The sequence below is a fragment of the Qipengyuania soli genome (genome assembly GCF_015529805.1).
Lineage (GTDB): Bacteria > Pseudomonadota > Alphaproteobacteria > Sphingomonadales > Sphingomonadaceae > Qipengyuania > Qipengyuania soli.
Map to the genome: position 1 here is coordinate 2,725,113 of NZ_CP064654.1, position 18,011 is coordinate 2,743,123.

Annotated in this window: 19 protein-coding genes; 11 read left to right on the forward strand and 8 right to left on the reverse strand. The window is 64.3% G+C overall.

Annotated features, from left to right (window positions below):
- Entirely contained in the window at nucleotides 1–615 is a 615-nt protein-coding gene (locus IRL76_RS13635) for a DUF4126 domain-containing protein (RefSeq protein WP_200981858.1), read from the forward strand.
- On the opposite strand, the gene IRL76_RS13640 is transcribed toward IRL76_RS13635, so the two are convergent.
- Entirely contained in the window at nucleotides 612–1,850 is a 1,239-nt protein-coding gene (locus tag IRL76_RS13640; protein ID WP_200981859.1) for a polyhydroxyalkanoate depolymerase, read from the reverse strand. The two genes, IRL76_RS13635 and IRL76_RS13640, sit on opposite strands and share 4 nt — an antisense overlap.
- Nucleotides 1,851–2,012: 162 nt before the next feature.
- Between IRL76_RS13640 and IRL76_RS13645 the strand changes: the two genes are divergently transcribed.
- From IRL76_RS13645 to IRL76_RS13665, 5 genes are all read left to right on the forward strand, one after another.
- Nucleotides 2,013–3,839: an ABC transporter transmembrane domain-containing protein gene (locus IRL76_RS13645; RefSeq protein WP_200981860.1), complete on the forward strand. Its 1,827-nt coding sequence runs from the start codon at nucleotides 2,013–2,015 to the stop codon at nucleotides 3,837–3,839.
- Nucleotides 3,840–3,963: 124 nt separating this feature from the next.
- Complete coding sequence (locus IRL76_RS13650; RefSeq protein ID WP_200981861.1) at nucleotides 3,964–6,108, forward strand: M13 family metallopeptidase; 2,145 nt, start codon at nucleotides 3,964–3,966, stop codon at nucleotides 6,106–6,108.
- 82 nt (nucleotides 6,109–6,190) lie between these two features.
- Nucleotides 6,191–7,003, forward strand: a complete 813-nt coding sequence (locus IRL76_RS13655) for an undecaprenyl-diphosphate phosphatase (protein ID WP_200981862.1) — start codon at nucleotides 6,191–6,193, stop codon at nucleotides 7,001–7,003.
- A gap of 85 nt (nucleotides 7,004–7,088) precedes the next feature.
- Nucleotides 7,089–7,343 carry a GlsB/YeaQ/YmgE family stress response membrane protein gene (locus IRL76_RS13660; RefSeq protein WP_200981863.1) on the forward strand — a complete coding sequence of 85 codons (255 nt, stop codon included), beginning with the start codon at nucleotides 7,089–7,091 and terminating at the stop codon, nucleotides 7,341–7,343.
- A 79-nt stretch (nucleotides 7,344–7,422) separates the two neighbouring features.
- Nucleotides 7,423–7,683, forward strand: a complete 261-nt coding sequence (locus tag IRL76_RS13665) for a hypothetical protein (protein WP_200981864.1) — start codon at nucleotides 7,423–7,425, stop codon at nucleotides 7,681–7,683.
- A 63-nt stretch (nucleotides 7,684–7,746) separates the two neighbouring features.
- Here the strand turns inward: IRL76_RS13665 and phhA are convergent, their stop codons facing one another.
- Nucleotides 7,747–8,685, reverse strand: coding sequence for a phenylalanine 4-monooxygenase (phhA, locus tag IRL76_RS13670; RefSeq protein ID WP_200981865.1), 939 nt, complete (start codon nucleotides 8,683–8,685; stop codon nucleotides 7,747–7,749).
- Nucleotides 8,686–8,741: 56 nt separating this feature from the next.
- Here phhA and ppk2 point away from each other — a divergent pair, with 56 nt between their 5' ends.
- A complete protein-coding gene (gene ppk2, locus IRL76_RS13675) occupies nucleotides 8,742–9,512 on the forward strand; it encodes a polyphosphate kinase 2 (RefSeq protein ID WP_200981866.1) in 771 nt (256 codons plus the stop codon).
- Here the strand turns inward: ppk2 and IRL76_RS13680 are convergent.
- The 6 genes from IRL76_RS13680 to IRL76_RS13705 form a co-directional block, all read right to left on the reverse strand.
- Nucleotides 9,509–10,363: an HTD2 family dehydratase gene (locus IRL76_RS13680; protein WP_200981867.1), complete on the reverse strand. Its 855-nt coding sequence runs from the start codon at nucleotides 10,361–10,363 to the stop codon at nucleotides 9,509–9,511. The genes ppk2 and IRL76_RS13680 overlap by 4 nt on opposite strands.
- Nucleotides 10,363–11,595, reverse strand: coding sequence for an acetyl-CoA C-acetyltransferase (locus IRL76_RS13685; protein WP_200981868.1), 1,233 nt, complete (start codon nucleotides 11,593–11,595; stop codon nucleotides 10,363–10,365). Before IRL76_RS13685 ends, IRL76_RS13680 begins: the two co-directional genes overlap by 1 nt.
- Nucleotides 11,592–12,848 carry a CoA transferase gene (locus tag IRL76_RS13690; protein WP_200981869.1) on the reverse strand — a complete coding sequence of 419 codons (1,257 nt, stop codon included), beginning with the start codon at nucleotides 12,846–12,848 and terminating at the stop codon, nucleotides 11,592–11,594. The genes IRL76_RS13685 and IRL76_RS13690 overlap by 4 nt, the downstream gene beginning before the upstream one ends.
- A 1-nt stretch (nucleotide 12,849) precedes the next feature.
- Entirely contained in the window at nucleotides 12,850–14,034 is a 1,185-nt protein-coding gene (locus IRL76_RS13695) for an acyl-CoA dehydrogenase family protein (RefSeq protein ID WP_246449822.1), read from the reverse strand.
- The gene (locus IRL76_RS13700) at nucleotides 14,031–14,237 is read right to left on the reverse strand and encodes a hypothetical protein (protein ID WP_200981870.1); all 207 of its coding nucleotides are present in this window, start codon (nucleotides 14,235–14,237) and stop codon (nucleotides 14,031–14,033) included. Before IRL76_RS13700 ends, IRL76_RS13695 begins: the two co-directional genes overlap by 4 nt.
- 95 nt (nucleotides 14,238–14,332) lie before the next feature.
- Entirely contained in the window at nucleotides 14,333–14,620 is a 288-nt protein-coding gene (locus IRL76_RS13705; RefSeq protein ID WP_200981871.1) for a hypothetical protein, read from the reverse strand.
- A gap of 137 nt (nucleotides 14,621–14,757) precedes the next feature.
- On the opposite strand from IRL76_RS13705, the gene recQ reads away from it, so the two are divergent.
- From recQ to IRL76_RS13725, 4 genes are read left to right on the forward strand one after another with little or no spacing between them, the layout of a single operon-like run.
- A complete protein-coding gene (gene recQ / locus IRL76_RS13710; protein WP_200981872.1) occupies nucleotides 14,758–16,545 on the forward strand; it encodes a DNA helicase RecQ in 1,788 nt (595 codons plus the stop codon).
- Nucleotides 16,546–16,603: 58 nt separating this feature from the next.
- Nucleotides 16,604–17,515, forward strand: coding sequence for an SPFH domain-containing protein (locus tag IRL76_RS13715; protein ID WP_246449824.1), 912 nt, complete (start codon nucleotides 16,604–16,606; stop codon nucleotides 17,513–17,515).
- 24 nt (nucleotides 17,516–17,539) lie between these two features.
- Nucleotides 17,540–17,731, forward strand: a complete 192-nt coding sequence (locus tag IRL76_RS13720; RefSeq protein ID WP_200981873.1) for a type II toxin-antitoxin system antitoxin — start codon at nucleotides 17,540–17,542, stop codon at nucleotides 17,729–17,731.
- 1 nt (nucleotide 17,732) lies between these two features.
- Nucleotides 17,733–18,002, forward strand: a complete 270-nt coding sequence (locus tag IRL76_RS13725; protein ID WP_200981874.1) for a hypothetical protein — start codon at nucleotides 17,733–17,735, stop codon at nucleotides 18,000–18,002.
- The last annotated feature ends 9 nt before the right edge of the window (nucleotides 18,003–18,011 follow it).

Genomic DNA, 18,011 nt, shown 5'->3' on the forward strand with positions numbered 1-18,011 from the left:
ATGGGCATCATGGAAATAATCGGCGTCGCAGCCAGCGTCAGCATCCTTTCCGGCTGGCGACTTTACCTGTGCATCTTTGCGACGGGCCTCGCCATGCGGTTAGGGGCACTGCCTTTGCCCGACCACCTCGCCTCGCTAGACGTGCTCGCCAACCCCTGGGTCATGGGGATCGCCGCACTGGGTGCCACGGCGGAGTTCCTTGCCGACAAGGTCATGTGGCTCGATTCCATCTGGGACACGGTCCACACGCTGATCCGGCCGGTCGGCGGGGCGCTCTTGGCCCTCGCAATCGTCGATCCGTCGGACCCTGCGACGCAGGTCATCGCCTTCATCCTGGGTGGCGGGGCGAGCTTCATGGCCCATGCCGGCAAGGCCGGCGCACGCGGCGTTGTCAACGTCAGTCCCGAGCCGGTGAGCAACGTGGCCGTATCGACCGCCGAGGACATTGCGACAATGGGCTTGCTGTACCTGGCCTACCAGTACCCGGTCGCAGCAGGAGTGATCGCCGTCATCCTGCTGGTGCTGGTCATCTGGCTGCTGGTGCTGGCGCGCCGCGTCCTCGGACGGCTGGTCGCTAGCGTTCGCGCGCCACAGGAGCCGCTGCCGCCGGCCTAGCCGTGCTTGGCGATGAAGTCCTCGACCACAGGCGCAATCTTCTCGCGCCAGCGGCTGCCGTTGAAGATCCCGTAATGTCCGGCGCCTTCCGCCATGTAATACCGCTTCTTCGATGAAGCGAGCCTGGGCGTCAGGTCGAGCGCGGCCTTGGTCTGACCGAGACCCGAAATGTCGTCGCGCTCTCCCTCGATGGCGAGGAGCGCCGTTTTCGTGATGTCGCCGAGATCGACGCGCTTGCCGCGATGGAAGAAGGTTCCGTTGGGCAGGGCATGGGTCTGGAACACCTCTTCCACCGTCTGCAGGTAGAATTCGGCGGTCATGTCACATACGCTGCGGTATTCGTCGTAGAAATCCTTGGTCGCCTGCGCGCTCTCGTCGTCGCCGATGGTGAGGTGTTTGAACATCTCGTAGTGGCTCATCATGTGATTGCCGAGGTTCATGCTCATGAAGCCGGCAAGCTGCATGAAGCCCGGATACACCTGTCGACCGGCGCCGCGATACTGCATCGGGACGGTAGCGATGACGTTGTGGCGGAACCACTCGATCGGGCGTTCCATGGCAAGGTCGTTGACCGATGTCGGTGAACAGCGCGTGTCGATCGGCCCGCCCATCATGGTAAGCGTCATGGGTGCGCAGGGATGATCGTCACGGTTCATGATAGCCGTGGCAGCGAAAACCGGCACTGAAGGCTGGCACACTGCCATGGCATGTGCGCCGGGCCCGATATGCTCGAGGAAGCCGATGACGTAGTCCATGTAGTCGTCGAGATCGAAGGTGCCGTGATGCATCGACACGGTCTTGGCGTCGGCCCAGTCGGTCACGAAGACGCGATAATTCTGCAGCATCCGCTCGACCGTGCCGCGCAGGAGAGTGGCGTAGTGACCGCTCATCGGCGCAACGATCAGCAGGCGCGGAGCATTTTCGGGAAGACCGGTACGATGGAAGCACTTGAGGTCGCCGAACGGGCGGTTGACCACGGTTGCCTCGATCACCGGGTCGAGCGTTCCGTCGACGTCGACGGCATCGATGTTCCATGCAGGTTTGCCATAAGGAGCCGTGGCGTGTGCGAAGACTTCCAGTGCGCTGGCTGCCATCGGGCCTATGCCCATGTATCCCATCGGGCCGACATAGTTCATCGGATTGGCAGGATTGGACAGCATCTCGGCCCCGATAGAGGCCCATGCGCTGGCCGAGTTAAGCCAGCTGCGCTGCAATTCGTAGGCATGGTATAGCAATGCGTGTCCCCTGCTGGCCGGCCTGTTCTTTTCTGTGACCGGTCCTGAAAAGAGGGTATCCTGCCGCCGATCACTGCGTTGTGCAATGCACAATCAGTGCAATTGTGCCCAAGTCGAGGCACGCCTGTGGATTTTCACTCTTGGCGCACCTAGTTGGGGCCGATGGACGTGGAAACGGAAGAACAGGCGCCAAGGCGGCGCATTTTCGGGCGCAGCAAGGCCGATGGCGAACCCAGGGAGCGCTCGCTCAAGCCGCTGCGCATGGTTTGGCAGTCTGGCGCCCGCTATCCCGGCCACGTCGCACTGGCGCTGATCGCCCTGCTGATAACCGCGTCGGCCACGCTCGCCATCCCGGCGGGCTTCAAGATGGTGATCGACAAGGGCTTTGCCCAAGGTGCCGATCCGGGTGAAATGGCTCGCTGGTTCCGGTACCTGCTGATGATCGTCTGCGTACTCGCAATGGGTACGGCCATGCGGTTCTACTTCGTAAGCTGGCTCGGTGAGCGCGTCGTCGCCGACATCCGCCTGAAAGTGCAGGAGAACCTCCTGCGCCTCGCTCCGGGTTTCTACGAAGAGAACAGCCCCAAGGAAATTTCCAGCCGCATGACCAGCGACACCGCGCTGATCGAAACGGTGGTTGGGACGACCGTTTCGGTCGCCCTTCGCAATGTCCTTATGGCTATCGGCGGAACAGCCTATCTCTTCTGGCTCGTCCCCAGCCTTACCCTGGGCCTCGTGCTCATAATTCCGGCAATCGTGGTCCCGATCACCGTCTTCGGTCGCCGCTTGCGCAATGTCAGCCGCACCAGCCAGGACCGGGTCGCCGACATCGGTGCCATGGTCACCGAAGTCCTGTCGGCGATGAAAATCGTCCAGGGCTTCAACCAGGAGGAGCGCGAGCACGGCCGCTTCACGCAGGCGGTAGAACGGACATTCTCGACCGCAAAGCGGCGCATCATCATCCGCGCGGCCATGACTGCGGTCATCATCCTGTGCGTCTTCGGGGGCATCACCCTGCTCGTCTGGCGAGGGGCCGAGGCTGTCGGAGAGGGCACGATTTCCGGTGGTACCATCGCCGCATTCGTCCTGACCGCAGGCCTTGTCGCAGGCGCCTTCGGTGCATTGACCGAGGTCTATGGCGACCTTCTGCGCGGCGCCGGTGCGGCCAGTCGGCTTGCCGAACTGCTCGACGAAAAGCCTGGCATCACCGCTCCGGAACGTCCGCAGGCCCTGCCGCAGCCGCCGCGCGGCGGCTTGTCGTTCCGCAATGTCACTTTCCGCTATCCGACGCGGCTCGATGCTCCCGCGATCCTCGACTTCAACCTCGAGGTGGAGCCGGGCGAAACGGTCGCGATCGTCGGCCCATCGGGCGCGGGCAAGTCGACGATCTTCCAGCTTGCAGAGCGCTTCTACGATCCGCAGGCGGGCTCGATCAGGCTCGACGGCGTGCCGCTGACCAGTGCAGACCCGGCCGAAATCCGCCGCAGGATGGCCTATGTCCCGCAGGAAGGCGTGCTCTTCAGCGCCAATGCCCGTGACAATCTTCGTTACGGTCGCTGGGATGCGAGCGATGAGGATATCTGGGCCGCAGCGCGCGCGGCTAACGCGGAGGACTTCCTGAAGCGTCTGCCTGACGGGCTCGACACCTATCTTGGCGAAAGCGGCACACAGCTTTCGGGCGGCCAGCGCCAGCGCATCGCCATCGCCCGCGCGCTGTTGCGCGATTCTCCCATCCTGCTTCTCGACGAGGCGACGAGCGCACTCGACGCCGAGAGCGAGCGGCTGGTGCAGGAAGCTCTCGAGCACCTCATGGAAGACCGCACCACGCTGGTCATTGCGCACCGCCTGTCGACCGTGCGCGCCGCCGACCGGATCGTGGTGATGGAGGAGGGACGCATCGTCGAGCAGGGCACGCACGATCAGCTCGCGGCCAATGGCGGGCTCTATGCAAGGCTCGCTTCGCTGCAGTTCGTGCTCGAGAACGGCTGATTCTTCTACAAAACGTGCGCGGCGGACGACGAACGTCTTCGCGCACGCGCGCGCGACTGCTATCGGGCGTGCCACTATCCGCCGCCCGGTCCCGGGCTGGCGCCTTTCCGGGAGACTGCAACCAATGATCCGCAAAGCACTTGCCATCGGCACCAGCGCGCTCGCACTCGCGCTGTCCGCGCCGGCCCTGGCCGACGAGACCGCGGCTACGCCCAAGGCTGAAGAAACCAGCACCCTGCCGACGATGAGCTTCGGCACCTGGGGCTTCGATCCCGAATATATCTCGCAGGACATCAAGCCGGGCGACGACTTTTTCGCCTATGCCAACCAGAAGTGGCTCGATGCCAACCCGCTGCCGCCCGAATTCAGCCGCTTCGGCGCGTTCAACCTGCTTCGCGAAAAGTCGACCAGCGACGTCAAGGCCCTGGTCGACGAACTGACCGCCAAGGATCCGGCAGAGCTCACCGCCGACGAGAAGCGCATCGTCGATGTCTATGCGTCCTATCTCGACACTGCCGCAATCGATGCCAACGGCATGGCTGCCGCCCAACCCTATCTCAACCAGATCATCGCCGCCGACACGCTCGAGAAGCTTCTGAAGCTGTGGGCGACGCCGGGCTTCCCCTCGCCGCTGGGGGGCGGGGTCGAGGTCGACGCCAAGGAAACCGATCGCTACTCGGTCTATCTCGGCACCGGCGGCCTCGGCCTGCCCGATCGCGATTACTACACCGACACCTCGGAGAAGGGCGAGAACGTCAAGGCGAAGTACAAGGAGTACCTCACCTTCCTGTTCGGCAAGGGCGGATACGCCGACCCCGCAGGCGCCACCGCGGCAGTCTATGCTTTCGAGGACCAGATCGCCCGCAAGATCGATTCCGACCGCGCAGCGAGCCGCAATGCCGACCTCTTCTACAGCAAGTTCAGCCCTGCCGAGCTGACTGCACTGGCCGGTGACTTCCCGATCGACATCATGCTCGATGCCTCGGGCTTCGGCGAAACCGATCGGTACATCGTGACCAACCTGCGTCCGAGTGAAGAGCGCGCCAAGGAACTCGGCCTCACGCCCGAAATGATGGCAAAGCTGGGCAACGGCTTCGAAGGCATGCTCGAACTGCTCGGCAAGACCCCCGTCGCGACGCTCCAGGCCTGGACGATCAAGGAATTCCTCGACGCCAATTCGGCCATCCTCGGCTCGGATATCGACGCTGCGGACTTCGCCTTCAACGGCACCGTGTTGAACGGCACGCCCGAACAGCGTCCGCGCTGGAAGCGCGCCATCGGCGAGACCGAGAGCCTGTTCGGCGAACTGCTCGGCAAGTCCTATGCCGCGCGCTACTTCCCGGCTTCGAGCAAGGCCGAGATGGAGGAACTGGTTGCCAACCTGCGCAAGTCGATGGCTGCCTCGCTCGCCGAGATCACCTGGATGAGCGCGGCGTCGAAGGAACAGGCTATGGCCAAGCTCGACAGCTTCGACCCGAAGATCGGCTATCGCGACAATCTCGAGACCTATGAAGGCCTCGTCGTGGCGGCTGGCGATCCGCTCGCCAACCGCATGGCTGCCGCCCATTGGAACTGGCAGGACAATCTCGACAAGCTCGGCAAGCCGATCGACCGCACTGAATGGGGCATGCTGCCGCAGACGGTGAACGCCTATTACAACCCGCTGAAGAACGAGATCGTCTTCCCCGCCGGCATCCTGCAGCAGCCGTTCTTCGGCCCCACTGCTGATATCGCGGTGAATTACGGCGCCATCGGCGGTGTGATCGGCCACGAAATGGGCCACGGCTTCGACGACCAGGGTTCGAAGTTCGATGCCACCGGCGCGCTGCGCAACTGGTGGACCGATGCGGATCGCAAGAACTTCGATGCGCTGACCAATGCCCTGGTCGCCCAGTACGATGCCTTCTGCCCGCTCGACGACGGCAAGACCTGCGTCAACGGCCGCCTCACGCTGGGCGAGAACATCGGTGACCTTGGTGGCCTGTCGATGGCCTATCGCGCCTACAAGCTCGCCACCGCGGGCAAGGAAGTGCCGGTGATCGACGGTTTCACCGGCGACCAGCGCTTCTTCCTCGCCTGGGCACAGGTGTGGCGGGCGACCCAGCGCGAGGATGCGCTGCGCAACCAGCTGCGCACCGATCCGCACAGCCCCACCTACTTCCGCACCAACGGCATCGTCCGCAACTTCGACGAATGGTACAAGGCATTCGACGTCAAGCCGGGCGACAAGATGTACCTGCCGCCGGAAAAGCGCATCCGCATCTGGTAAGCGCTTCACTGCGTCGCAAAACTTCGCCGGGGCGGGACAGGTCGCTTGACTTGTCCCGCCCTTGCTTCATTTCCCTGCGGCGATGAACGACATCCTCACTGCAGTCTTCCTCGGCATCGTCGAGGGCCTGACCGAATTCATTCCCGTATCCTCCACCGGGCACCTCATCCTCGCCACCGAATTGAGCGGCGCGGACCCCGAGGAATGGGCCATGTTCAACGTGGTCATCCAGCTCGGTGCGATCCTCGCCGTGGTCTACCAGTACTGGGGCACCTTCTGGGGCGCCTTCATGGGCGTGCTGAAGCGCGAGCGCGAGGGACTGATGTTTGCCCGGAACATCATCCTGGGCTTCCTTCCAAGCGCGGTGATCGGCCTCGCAATCTACGACACGATCGAGGCCATGCTCGGCAATCCGGCAATCGTGCCATGGGCGCTCATTGTCGGCGGCATCGCCATCCTCGTGATCGAGAAGGTTGCCAACCCGCAGGGCGATACCAGCGTTGCGGACCTGCCGGTGAGCAAGGTGCTCGGGGTCGGCTTCGCCCAGTGCCTCGCGATGATCCCCGGCGTGAGCCGCTCGGGTGCAACGATCATGGGGGCGCTGGCCATGGGCATCAATCGCAAGACCGCGGCGGAGTTCTCCTTCTTCCTCGCCGTACCGACCATGATTGGCGCATCTACGCTGGAAGTTCTGGGTAAGTACGACAGCCTTATGAGCGGAGCGACCAGGGTAGGTTGGGGTGACATCGCTGTCGGATTCGTGGTCAGCTTCATCGTCGCGCTGGTTGTCATCAGGGCTTTCGTTGCGTTCGTCAGTCGTAGCGGCTTCGCTCCGTTTGCCTGGTACCGCATCGTTGCCGGCGTAGCGGCTATCCTCTGGCTCGGCCTCGCCTGAGCAACTTGAAAAAGCGACGAACCGATCGGAACCTTTTCCGAATTGCGGCTTTATTGAGGCTAATGTGCAATAGCGGAAGGAGCCTATGGGCCTTCTCATTCTCGTCGTCGTCGGAGCCATTCTTGGATGGCTTGCGACTATCGTCCTCCGGATCGAGGATGGCCGCGGCATTTTGACAAATGCCCTGGTGGGCATCTTTGGTGCGCTGGTTGCTGGGTTCGTGGCCGGTAATGGCCTGTTTCTCGGCGCCCTGACCGGTTCCGCACTCATGTGGTCGGTGCTTGGAGCAATCCTTGCCCTTGCCGCATTCAATGTGGCCAAGCAGCGCGCTTTCCGCTAGACAGATTTAAGCTTTAATCACAATCACTTGGGGTTAGCCTTCAATTCCTGGGGCGCCCCGCCAACCAAGGGGAAGACAAATGAAGTTCAACAAAGCCATGATCGCTTTTTCGGCCGCAGCCCTCAGCCTCGGCGTTGTCGCTTGCGACGGCCCGAAGGAAAACGCTGCTGAAGACGCCGGCGAGCAGCAGGCTGAAGTCGTGAACGAGCAGGCAGAAGCCATGGAAGACGCCGGCCAGATCACCGACGCCCAGGAAGACGCCATCACCGACGCCGCCGAAGACAAGGCCGACGCGATGGAAGAAGCCGGCGAAGCAGCCGACAACGCCGACGGCAACTAAGCCTTAGCCGCAAGGCAATCGAAAGCCGGTCCGGGAGCGATCCCGGGCCGGTTTTTGTTTGCGCTAGACCGGGGTGGCGCCGCTCCCACGCCCGCCGCGCAAGGTGTATTCGAGCGTGCCCTCGTTCACGACGTAATCGACGTCGATTACCGCTGTGTTGGCGTAGGTGAAGCCTGGCCCGAGGTGGCGATACAGCTTGTCGAAATCGCGCTCGACCGTCTGGCGGTAGAGGTCTTCGAAACTCTCGATCACGAAATAGGTCGGCTGCAGATCACTGATGACGTAATCGGTGCGCATGACGCGATCGACGTTCAGCATGATGCGGTTGGGGCTCTTTGCTTCCGTCGCATAGACCACTTCGGTCGGTCCGGAAAGAATGCCCGCACCATAGGCCTTGATCCCGTCTTTCTCCTGAATCAGCCCGAATTCCACCGTGTACCAGTAGAGCGCGCCAAGCGCCTTCAGCCGGTTATAGCGCATCGCCTTCCACCCGGCGCGGCCGTATTCCTGCATGTAGTCGGCATAGACCGGATCGGTCAGCATGGGGACGTGGCCGAAGACATCGTGGAATACGTCGGGTTCCTGGATGTAGTCGAAGGTTTCGCGCGTGCGGATGAAATTGCCCGCCGGGAAGCGCCGGTTCGCAAGGTGCCAGAAGAATACGTGGTCCGGGATCAGCATGGGCACCGGCACCACGCTCCATCCCGTGAGCGCGTTCAGGTCTTCGGATAGCTTGCCGAACTCCGGCACGCCACCGCGATTGAGATTGAGCTTTTGCAGTCCGGCCATGAAGGCACTTGCCGCGCGACCCGGAAGGACGTCCATCTGGCGGGCGAAGAGGTCGTTCCAGATTGCATCGTCGTCGGACGAATAGACGGTCTGCGCAGGTTCCAGCCAATCGTCGCCGACATGAGCCGGTTTCTTGAGCGGCGCGGTGAAAACCTCTGCCGGAAGGTCCGGAAGGCGGCTAAAGTCCTGTTCGGGTTCTGCGATGCTGGCCATATCGTTGCCGATGATACTACTATTGGCCGCGCGGCACAAACGGGGAGAAGCCTGGCATGAAACGCGAGGAATACGAGGCTGCGATGGAGCCTATGCAGGCCGAACTGGTCGGCATGGCACGTTGGGCCAAGGCCACCGGGCAGCGCATCCTGGTGATCTTCGAGGGTCGCGACACGGCGGGCAAGGGCGGCGCGATCGGTGCCGTGCGTGAAAGCCTCAACCCGCGCCAATGCCGCACCGTCGCCCTCTCCAAGCCGACCGAGGCGGAGCAGGGCCAATGGTATTTCCAGCGCTATGTCGAGCACCTGCCGACCGCGGGCGAAATCGTCCTCTTCGACCGCAGCTGGTACAATCGCGCAGGCGTCGAAAAGGTCATGGGCTATGCCACGGGCGAACAGGTGGCGGCCTTTCTCGAACAGGTCCCGGTGTTCGAGAAGATGCTGGTCGATGACGGGATCCTGCTCTTCAAATACTGGCTGGCGACCGACCAGGCCGAGCAGGAAGAGCGCTTGCGTGAGCGGCTCGAAGATCCGATGAAGCGGTGGAAGTTGTCGCCCGTCGACCTCGCTGCGCGCGACAAGTATGACGCCTACACGGAGGCTCGCGAGGCGATGTTCGCCGCGACGCATACCGCGTCTGCTCCGTGGACGGTGGTCGACTTCAATGACCAGAAACTCGGGCGTCTGACGCTGGTACGCGACCTTCTCGACAGACTGCCGGATACGAAAGTCGACCCGGCGGAGATCGAGTTCGGTCCGCTCGGGCGCGTACCTGCGGTCGAAACCTATGGGGCGCTCCGCCCGATCCAGTCCTATCCCGAAAGCTAGGCGAGGGCGGCTTTTGCCTTCGTGACCTGCCGTCCGTCGGCAGCAAATGCGCCGAGTTCGATGGCATCGCCGTCGCCCCGAATGACGAGGTGGAGCGGTTCGCCCGCTATGGCCGGGCTGACTCCGCGAAAGGAGAAGCTCGCCAGACGATTGTCGCCGAAGCGCGATGCGGCAAGTTGCAGCAAGAGGCTCGCGGTCAGCGGACCGTGGACCACCAGGCCGCGATAACGCTCGATATCGCGCGCATAGGGCGTGTCGTAGTGGATGCGGTGCGTGTTGAAGGTGAGTGCGGAATAGCGGAACAGCAGCCGCGGATCGGGCGCGACCTCCCCGTGGGCGTCCCAACCGGCAGGATCGAAGGTGCTCTCGCCAGTCTCCGGCGGGACCAGCGCCGCATCGGCCGGCGCGGCGTCGCGATAAACGAGGGTCTGTTTCTCGTGGACTGCCTCGACATTCTCGCAAGTCGTGACGTGCTCGACCTCGACGAAGGCGAGCTTGCCGCTCGAACCGTCCTTTTCCGAAATCGAGGCGATCCGGCTGATCCGGTCGATGCGTGCGCCGGTCCGGATCGGCGAGAGGAAGGTAATGTCGCTGCTCGCCCACATCCGGCGCGGCATGGGGATGGGCGGCATGAAGCTGTCGCGATTGTCCGAGCGGGCGGGATGGCCGTCTTCACCCAAGGCACTTGTCGCAGCGTCGGGCGTGCAGAGGCAGAAATGGATGCCCTGCGGCATCGTGGTGTCCGCTCCTGCCTGCAGGTCAAAGGTGGCGAGCCAGCGCTTTGCCAGTGCCTCGTCCAGCCGGTCCTCGCGCATTTCATTGCGCCCGAGCCAACTGTCCCACTCGCCCATCAAGCGGCGCGCTCGAACACGGCGGCCATGCCTTGCCCGCCGCCGATGCACATGGTCTCGAGCCCGTAGCGCGAGCCGCGCCGGTGCATTTCGTGCGCCATGTCAGCGAGAATGCGGATGCCAGTCGCGCCGATGGGATGGCCGAGCGAGATGCCCGAGCCGTTGACGTTGACGATGTCGCGGCGGCTGTCGTCACCGGAGAAGCCCCAGCCCTTGAGCACGGCGAGCGCCTGCGGGGCGAAGGCCTCGTTCAGTTCGATAAGATCGATGTCGTCCCAGCCGAGGCCATTCCTCGCGAGCAGGCGCTCGACCGCCGGGACCGGGCCGATGCCCATTCGGCTGGGATCGCAGCCGGCGGCACTCCACGAATGGAACCACAGCATCGGTTCGAGACCAAGTTCGGCGACCTTGTCCTCGGCAACGACGAGGCAGGCCGCCGCGGCGTCGTTCTGCTGGCTGGCATTGCCTGCCGTCACGATGGCTTGTGGATCGCGCTTCAGGTCGATGGCGCGCAATGCCCCGAGCGTCTCCATGCTTGCATCGGGGCGAAAACCCTCATCCTTTGCGAAGACGACCGGATCACCCTTGCGCGTGGGGATCTCGACAGGGACAAGCTGTTCATCGAACTTGCCCTGGTCCCAGGCGCGCGTCGCGTTTTGGTGGCTGCGCACGGCAAAGGCGTCGGCCTCTTCGCGGCTGATGCCGTAATCCTTGGCGAGGTTCTCCGCCGTCTCGATCATGCCGGTGATGATGCCGTAGCGTGCGATCGGTTGGCTCATCAGGCGGCCGCGCGTCAGGCGGTCCCACAATTGCATGTCGCCCATGCGCACGCCGTTGCGCACGGCAGTGGTGTAATGTTCGACATTCGACATGCTCTCGACGCCGCCCGCGACCACGCAGTCGGCAACGCCGGTCTGGACCATCATCGCTGCCGTCGCGACGGCCTGGAGGCCCGAACCGCAGCGCCGGTCGAGCTGGAAGCCGGGGACTTCCTCGGGGTAGCCGGCGGCAAGCCAGCTCCAGTGTCCGATTGCAGGGGCCTCCCCGCTGCCATAGCCCTGGCTGAAGACAACGTCGTCGACGCGGGCCGGATCGATCCCGCTGCGTTCGACCAGCGCCTTGATGATGATGGCGCCAAGCTGCCCTGCCTCGAGCGAGGCGAGGCTGCCGAGGTATTTGCCGACCGGCGTCCTCAGGGGCTTGCAGATGGCTACTCGACGAAGTGACGTCATGGCATGATCCTGGTCTTGGAGTAGTCGTGGCCCTGGTCGCTCGGGGCGGCGATGCCGCTATCGACGAGCTTGCCGATCTGGCCCGAGGACAGGCCGAGCTTTTCGGCCAGCACTTCCTCGGTGTGTTCGCCGAGATAGGGTGCGCGGCGCGGCTCGCCGCGCGGCTTGTCGGGCATGTTGGCAAAGCTGCGCGCCACAGGATAGTCGACCCCGCTGGGGTTGTCGGGCGTGCGCCCGAACATGGGGTTGGTGCCCACCAAGGCGGGATCCTTCGATGCTTGGTAAGGCGTGCGATAGCGTTCGTATGTCGTACCCGCCGCGGCCATGCGCCTTTCAAGCTCGGCATAATCGTGCTGGCTGGCGACCGACTGGAACAGGCCGAGCAGTCGGTCGCGATGCTGGAAGCGCGGTGTGTCGCCGTCGGCGAAACGAACGCCGAGTTCGCTTTCGAGCGCGGCGATTTTGCCTGACAGGCCGAAAGCCTCGACAATGCCGTCCCACTGCTTCGGCGTCAGCGCTGCGACCATGAAGCGCACGCCATCGCGGGTGATCATGTCGCTGCCGAATGCGCCCCAGATGGCATTGCCGAGCCGCTCGCGGTCGGCGCCGCGGAACAGCATTTCGGCCATCGTGCCCGAGTTCGCCAGCGTTCCGATCGCGACATCGCCCAGCGGCACGCGGATTTCGGCACCCTCGCCGGTGGCGTCACGGTGGCGCAGCGCCGCAAGCAGGCTGAAGGCGCAATAGGCGCCTGTGAGGAAGTCCCAGGCGGGCATCAGCTGGTTGACCGGAGGGGCTGTCGCCGGGTCCCAGTCGGCAGGGCCGGTCATCATCGGGTATCCGGCGGCGGCATTGACAGTGAAGTCCATCGCCTGCCTGCCGTCGTGCCAGCCCATGATGCGGACCGAGACCATGTCCTCGCGCCCCCTGGCCATGGCCGCGTGGCTGAGGAAGCTCTTTTCCGGCAAATTGGTCACGCACTGGCCGATCCGGCCGGCGAGTTCGACGCACAGTTCGCGCCCTTCGCCGCTGCGCAGGTCTAGCGCGACCGACTTCTTGGTGCGGTTGAGGTTCTCCCACGAGAGCGAGCGGCCGTTGTCCGCCAGCATGAAACGGTCGTAGTCGAGCCCCCCGCGCTTGTCGTCGACGCGGATAACCTCGGCCCCGAACTGGCCGCAATAGAGGCCGACGGTAGGCGAAGCGACGAAGCTCGAAACTTCGAGGATGCTCAGCCCGGAGAGGAAATCGTACACCTCAGGCCTGCTCGGCAAATTCGCGCAGCATGTGCTTTGCGATCTGGAGCTGGAGGATCTGCGTCGTGCCTTCGTAGATGCGATAGATGCGCGCATCGCGGAAGAAGCGCTCCGCATCGTATTCGGCGAGGTAGCCCGCACCGCCGTAGATCTGCACCACCCGGTCGACCACGCGGCCGCACATTTCGGAGGCGAAGACCTTGAAGGCAGCGGCCTTCCTGAGGATGTTCTCGCCCCGGTCGGCGCGCGCGGTGACATCGGCCATCATCGCCTCTGCGGCGTAGATCTCGGTCTCGCTCTCGGCGAGCATCTGCTGGATCAGCTGGAAGTTCGCAATTGGCTCACCGAAGGCCTTGCGCTCGGTGGCGTAACGCAGCGCGCTGTCGAGCGCGCGGCGGGCATAGCCGGTCGAGGCCGCACCGACCGAGATGCGGCCATTGTCGAGGCTCATCATGGCGAAACGGAAACCCTTGCCGGTTTCTCCGCCAAGCAATGCCTCGCCCGGCACGTGCACGTCCTCCAGGATGATGTCGGCGATATGGCTGCCCGACTGGCCCATCTTGTGGTCCGGGCTGCCGACAGTGATACCGGGCGTGTCCATCGGCACGATGAAGGCGGAGACATGCGCGTTCTTGGGCAGCGCTTCCTTCTCGGTACGGGCCATGATCAGGCCGACCTCGGCATGGGGGGCATTGGTGATGTAGCGCTTGGTCCCGTTGAGGATCCAGCCATTGCCGTCGGGGTCGGGGCGCGCAGTTGTCGCCATCGCGGCGCTATCGCTGCCTGAACCCGGTTCAGTCAGGCCGAAGCAGGTGATCGACCCCGCTGCGACTTTCGGCCACCATTCGGCCTTCTGCGCCTCGGTGCCGCCGTTCTTGATCGCGGAATTGAACATGCCGACGTTGATGGAGAAGATCGAGCGGAAGGCCGGTGCGGCATAGGCCATGGTCTTCACGACCTTGGCGTATTGCGAGGTGTTGAGGCCCGCGCCGCCGTATTCTTCGGGCACGGTCAGGCCGAACAGGCCCATGTCCTTCATCTCGGTGACAATCTCGTCCGGGATGCGATCGTCGGCGATGACCTGCTTCTCGGCCGGGATCAGCCGTTCCCGGACGTAGCGTTCGAGCTGTTCGAGGAACTGGTCGAAAATTTCCGGGTCCATGCCCGGGTTGGGCGCGCTGCTCATTGCTGGTCCTCTCCCTCGACCGCTTGGGTTTTGCTCGTATCCTGTTCGACCGCATCCGCCGGCAGGCGCTGTTCCTCGAGCATCTCGGCCGCCTCGTCGAGGGCCTTCGCCTCGGAGGGCGAAACGGCGTCGACCGGCTCCTCTTCACTGGAGCAGGCGGCGAGCGCGGCAAGCGCGGCGAGGGGGATTGCGAGTCGCTTCATGCGGGCAAGCTATCGCTGGTAGGCCGCAACGGGAAGGACGCTACGGAACGCAAGGGGGAATGGGGCCGGCGCGTCATGCGCCGGCCCCGGAATGCTTAGTTTTCGGTGTCTTCGGCCATGGCGTCCATCGCCTCGGCAGCGGTGTCGGCGGCCTTGTCGCCGGCTTCCTGGATGGCGGCTTCTTCGGTGGTCGCTGCATCGTCGGCTTCTTCCGTGGCGGTGGCGGCCTCGTCGGCCACCGGGGTCGCATCGACGCCGGTCAGGGCTTCGTCGGCCGGGATCTCGACAGTGTCGGCTTCGGCTGCGGTCGAGGCGTCCTCGGTGCTGCCGCAGGCGGCGAGCGCAACGGTTGCGGCGATGGCGAGGGCGATACGGAACTTCATTGCGAACTCTCCTGTGATGTGCGCGACAGCATGCCGCGACGTGCTGGCGTTCTAAAGCGCGAGTGACGGGCAAGGGGCAAGGGGAAAATGCGCCGCAGCTGGTTGCCAGCAGGCCCTGCGCCCGCGATCAGGGGCCAATGCCCGACATCGCCACCCCACTTCCCGACCGCGCCCGCGCGCAGCTGAAGTCCGTCTTCGGCTTCGACGCATTTCGCGGACGTCAGGCCGACGTGGTCGCGCGCGTGCTCGACGGGCTCTCGACGCTGGCGGTCATGCCGACGGGGGCGGGCAAGTCGCTGACCTACCAGCTTCCAGCGAACATGCTGGAGGGGACCTGCGTCGTCATCAGCCCGCTGATCGCGCTGATGCACGATCAGCTGCGCAGCGCGCGGGCGAACGGGATCCGGGCCGCCACTCTGACCAGCGCCGATGCCGACTGGCGCGAGACGCAGGATGCCTATCGCAGCGGTCAGCTCGAACTTCTCTATGTCGCGCCCGAGCGGGCTAGCCAGCCCGCCTTCCGCGACTTCCTCGCCTCGTCCCCAATCTGCCTCTTCGCCGTAGACGAGGCGCATTGCGTGTCCGAATGGGGCCATGATTTCCGCCCCGACTACCGCCTTCTGCGACCGCTCATGGACGCTTTTCCGGATGTCCCGCGCCTTGCGCTGACGGCGACTGCCGACCGTCAGACGCGGGCGGATGTCATGGCGCAGCTGGGTATTCCGGACGACGGGCTGGTGCTTGCCGGGTTCGACCGGCCCAACATCCGCTACGCCATCCGCCACCGCGACAACCCGGTGCGCCAGATAGAGACGCTGATGGCTGAGGAGCCGGGGCCCGGCATCGTCTATGCCCCGACCCGCAAGAAGGTCGAGGAACTGGCTGCCAAGCTGGCCGCCGCGAGCGGACGGAAAGTTCTGCCCTACCACGCAGGGCTCGATGCGGAGGCGCGCGCCGCGAACCAGTCCGCCTTCGTCGCGAGCGAGGACATGGTGATCGTCGCCACGATCGCCTTCGGCATGGGCATCGACAAGCCCGACGTTCGCTTTGTCGCGCATGTCGGCGTGCCCAAGTCGATCGAGGCCTATTACCAGGAAACCGGACGCGCCGGGCGCGACGGCGATCCCTCGCAGGCGGTAATGTTCTGGGGTGCTGGCGATTTCGCCACGGCTCGCCAGCGTTTGGCCGAAATCGATGACGTCCGCCGCAATGCGGAGCGCGCGCGGCTCGATGCGCTTGCGGGGCTGGTGGAAACCGCCGCCTGCCGCCGCGCGGTCCTGCTGCGCCATTTCGGCGAGGACCCCGCGCCGACCTGCGGGAATTGCGACAATTGCCTCAGCCCGCCCAAAGTCAGCGACACGACCGAACTGGCGCAGAAGCTGCTCTCCGCAGTCTATCGCACCGGCCAGAGCTTCGGCCTCGGCCACCTGCAGAAGGTCCTGACAGGGGTGGAGGATGACCGCGTGCGCCAGCGGGGTCATGACGCCCTCTCGGTGTTCGGTATCGTCGACGGAGAGGAAGCGGCGATGATCCAGCCGCTCGCCCGTGCGCTGCAGGCGCGCGGCGACCTGTTGACCACCGAGCACGGCGGCCTGGCGCTGGGCGAGGGTGCGCGCGCCATCCTCAAGGGCGAGCGCGCAGTCGCCATCGTGGTGCCGCCCAGGCGCGAGAAGGGGCGCAGGCGCGGGGATGCGGCACCCAACCCCGTCGGCGACCCGCTGTTCGACGCCCTGCGCGAACTGCGTCGCGAACTGGCCATCGAAGGACAGGTCCCGCCCTACGTCATCTTCCACGATGCCACGTTGCGCGAGATGACTGCGCGACGCCCTGGCAGCCTTGCCGAACTGGGTCGCTTGCCCGGTGTAGGGGCGAAGAAGTTGGAAGCCTATGGCGAGCAGTTCCTGCGCGTGATCGATCGTCATTGACTCCGCCGTTAGGCGATATAAATATGATATCATAATTATATCGAAGGAGTGATTCGTCATGTCGGTTGAACTCAAGGGGATGAAGACCAGCACAGAGCAGGCGGGAGCCAGCTTCAGCGGTTATCCGATCCTGATCGCCATCCTGCTCCTGCTGGTTCTGAGTGCATGGAACGTCATCGGCGGCCTGCCCCCGGGTGATGCGGCCAAGGCGGCAAAGCTGACATTCGTCGGCCTCCTTGTCCTGCCCATTCTCGTCCTTGCTTTCTTGTCGGCCGGCTTCTTCATGATCCAGCCGAACCAGGCCGCAGTGCTGACACTGTTTGGCGAATACCGCGGAACGGAACGGCGCGAGGGGCTGCGCTGGGTGTGGCCGTGGATGGGCAAGAACAAGGTCTCGGTCCGCGCGCACAACATCCATTCCGAACGCGTGAAAATCAACGACAAGCGCGGCAACCCGATCGAGATCGCCTGCAACGTCGTGTGGCGTGTCGCCGACAGCGCGCAGGCGAGCTTCGACGTCGATGACTACAAGAAGTTCGTCGAAATCCAGATCGAAGCGGGTCTGCGCACCGTGGGTTCGCGCCACCCCTATGACGACTTCGAGAACGAGGAAGTCACGCTGCGCGGCAGCGGCGAAGTGGTGAATCACGAGCTGCTGGTCGAACTCAACGACCGGCTGAAGGTCGCCGGCATCATCGTAGACGAGGCGGGCCTGACCCACCTCGCCTATGCTCCGGAAATTGCCGGTGCGATGCTCCGCCGCCAGCAGGCCGATGCGGTCATTGCCGCGCGGCAGAAGGTAGTTATCGGGGCCGTCGGCATGGTCGAGGACGCGCTTGCCAAGCTGGCCGCGGACGGCATTGTCGAGCTCGACGACGAGCGCAAGGCCGCGATGGTCTCGAACCTCATGGTCGTGCTCTGCGGCGACCGCGAGGCGAGCCCCGTGGTCAACGCCGGTTCGCTCTACTGAGGCAAAGAATACGGGTTCGCGACCATGCAGAAAAAGGCCTTCGCTCTCCGTCTCGATCCGGCAGTCCATGCCGCGATCGAACGGTTGGCGGCGGCCGAATTGCGCAGTGCCAATGCGCAGATCGAGATGCTCCTGCGCGAGGCGCTGTCGAAGCGCGGAATCGAGGTGCAGGCAAGCATGCCGCCAAAGCGCGGGCGACCGGCGAAGGAGGATTGAGATGACCGACAAGCAAGACGACGGCGCGTGGTTTTCGGCCAAGACCTATGGCTATGGTGCGGGTCTTCCGGTGGCATGGCAGGGCTGGGCGGTGCTGGGCGGCTATCTCGCGACAATGCTCTTCGCCGGCCTCCTGATCGAATCGTACCAGGAAGAAGGTGCGGTTTTCGCCATTCCGATGATGCTGTTCGCCACGCTGGGCCTGATCCTCATTGCCGGGGCAAAGACCCGTGGGGGAATCCGCTGGCGCTGGGGCGGAAAGGACGACTGACCGCGTTCG